Source organism: Pseudodonghicola xiamenensis DSM 18339, assembly GCF_000429365.1.
In the GTDB taxonomy this organism is placed as follows: Bacteria; Pseudomonadota; Alphaproteobacteria; order Rhodobacterales; family Rhodobacteraceae; genus Pseudodonghicola; species Pseudodonghicola xiamenensis.
Map to the genome: position 1 here is coordinate 1 of NZ_AUBS01000081.1, position 2293 is coordinate 2293.

Sequence of the window (2293 nt, forward strand, 5' to 3'; positions counted from 1 at the left end):
TTCAGTCTGTGGAACGACTATGCGACCGAGATGACCGCGTGATTGGATGCGACCGCGTCTCTTTTCGGCCACGCTAAGATAACTTGGCAATGCCGGTGGAAGGCGTCATCCGCACGCTCGCATTCCGCGCGATATCGTGCGGCACGTCCGTTGGCGACGCGCTGTCGCAGCAGGGCGATGTCCTCCGGCGCACGCCGCATCGCGGCAGCCGTTGCGACCTGCGGTTCAAGTAGGCGGCGGGCGTCCATCAGGTCCGCGGGTGTTGTCGCCTCGAGCAGGAGCGTATCCTTCACCGGACGGCCCAAGGGCGCCCGGCCCCGAAAGGTCCCCTGACCGACATGGCGCCAGATCTCGCCGCGCGCCTCGAGGGCGGCGAGCGCCCCGCGAAGCGTCTCACGACTGCATCCGACGAGACCCTTCAGCACCCTCTCTGGTGGTAACCGATCTCCCGAGGCCGGCGCACGTTCCTCGAGAACCTGCCAGAGCCGCGCCCGTGCCGCATCCTTGCCTGTTCGCATGCCATTCCCCCCATCCAGGCCAATATGCAGACCATTTGCCGCTGAAAACAAGCGGGAGCCTGCGTGCGATCGGTCGTTTCGATCCTGACGTCTACGCGGGACCACGATCCCCCCATTCAATTGGAGGTAGGACCAATGTCCTTTTCGTCGGATGCGACTGTTCACATTCCGCTATTGTTTGAGGCATAGGAGGCGGAAGTTGCCCTCTTTTCGGGCGACGCAGGAGTTTATCAAATGCGGGCATGGCATCATCTCTACCCGGCGCTGCCGGCATTCCACGCCCGCGAGCAGCTGCGGGCCGGGCTCGGCGCGGTTCTCGGGATCAGCCTGTGCGCTCTCGTAGTGAGCCTGGCTGCCAGGCTGGGGGCATCGTCCTTCTTTTTGATGGCGCCGCTCGGGGCGACGGCAGTGCTTGTCTTCTGCGTTCCGAACTCGCCCCTCGCTCAACCATGGTCGGCGGTCGTCGGCAATGTGACGGCAGCACTCGTCACTCTCCTTGTCCTCCGGATCGTGCCCGCTCCATGGTCTGTCGGCGTCGCCGTCGGCGCAGCGATCACCGCCATGATGTTCGTTCGGGCGCTCCACCCGCCGGGAGGGGCAGTGGCATTGCTGACCGCCCTCGATCCCGGCGTGGCCCGGGAAGCGGGACCGCTTTTCGCCTTGATGCCGGTCGGGCTGACCACCGCCGTGCTGGTTGGTGCCGCCATCGTCTACAACAGGGCAACTGGGCGGGTATATCCGTTCCGCCAGCCCGAGACGGACGAGGAGGGAAATCGCGCGCTGCGCCTGGGTTTGACGACCGAGCAACTCGGTGAGCTGCTCGACCGCTTCAACCAGTCGACCAACCTCGGTGTGGAAGACCTCGGCCGGTTGCTGGCCGCCGCCGAAGCAGAGGCGGCCCAGCATCGTTTTGACGGAACAACCTGTGCTGACGTCATGACCACCGGCCTGATCACGGTCCGACCCGACACGCCGCTCTCGGATGCGGCACGGCTTTTCCGCAGCCATTCCATCAAGAGCCTCCCGGTCGTAGACGAAGACATGATTCTGCGCGGCCTCGTGCTCCAGGCCGATCTTCTGCACGTCTTCGCGGCGCAGGACCGCCCGGCGGCCTGGCGGCAGAGATCTCCGCGTCGCACCGTATCAGACGTGATGCGACCCGCCGACCGTGCGGTGCCGGACGATATGCCCGTTGGCGTGCTCCTCAACAGGCTGGCGGCGCAGGGAAGCGAGGTTGTTCCGGTGACCCGGGAGCAGCGACTGGTCGGGATCCTGACCCGATCTGATATCATGCGACTACTGCTTGCTGGGGCAGAGGAACGTTCTGCGGCATGAAGGCCGCTTGACTCGACAAGCGAGGACGGCCTCGCCCGGCCAGATGGTCAACACGCGGGACGGCCCGAACAACAATCGGAGCCATCATGCGCAGCACCGCAGACCGAATTCGCCAAGCTCTCGGTTTCGAGTTCATCGGCATTGTGATCGACACGCCGCTCTTCGCCTCGGTCTTCGAAGGCGGGAAAAGGGTATCGTAACCCCAGGTGAAGACAAAGGCGTAGCCCATGTAGAAAGCCGCAAAGGAGGTCTCCATTACCAGTGCGGCGATCTCGGCTCCACTCTGAGCCTCGACAGTCAGATTGCGAAGAACACCAGCGTCATCGATGCGCCGATACCGACGATCTGTCCGTCGTCAGAACATTTGGCACACTTCGCGGCGTAGATTAGCGGAGTGCGGGCTTCGTCTGGGGATTGATGTTAGGCGGCGAGCTTGCGGT

Annotated in this window: 3 protein-coding genes; 2 read left to right on the plus strand and 1 reads right to left on the minus strand. The window is 64.1% G+C overall.

The features are described from left to right. Nucleotides 1-17: 17 nt before the first annotated feature. Entirely contained in the window at nucleotides 18-518 is a 501-nt protein-coding gene (locus tag G455_RS25245) for a FadR/GntR family transcriptional regulator (RefSeq protein WP_229861878.1), read from the minus strand. 234 nt (nucleotides 519-752) lie between these two features. Here G455_RS25245 and G455_RS0122090 point away from each other — a divergent pair, with 234 nt between their 5' ends. Together G455_RS0122090 and G455_RS27075 are read left to right on the plus strand one after the other, a co-directional pair. Next, nucleotides 753-1853 (plus strand): HPP family protein, encoded by a 1101-nt coding sequence (locus tag G455_RS0122090; protein ID WP_035367217.1) that lies wholly within the window; start codon nucleotides 753-755, stop codon nucleotides 1851-1853. 86 nt (nucleotides 1854-1939) lie between these two features. Further along, nucleotides 1940-2053 (plus strand): chlorhexidine efflux transporter, encoded by a 114-nt coding sequence (locus G455_RS27075; protein ID WP_229861879.1) that lies wholly within the window; start codon nucleotides 1940-1942, stop codon nucleotides 2051-2053. Nucleotides 2054-2293: the final 240 nt, after the last annotated feature.

Excerpts from the sequence above, each read along its gene's own strand:
- G455_RS25245 (WP_229861878.1), bottom strand. The coding sequence starts at position 518 with ATGCGAACAGGCAAGGATGCGGCACGGGCGCGGCTCTGGCAGGTTCTC.
- G455_RS0122090 (WP_035367217.1), top strand. The coding sequence starts at position 753 with ATGCGGGCATGGCATCATCTCTACCCGGCGCTGCCGGCATTCCACGCC.
- G455_RS27075 (WP_229861879.1), top strand. The coding sequence starts at position 1,940 with ATGCGCAGCACCGCAGACCGAATTCGCCAAGCTCTCGGTTTCGAGTTC.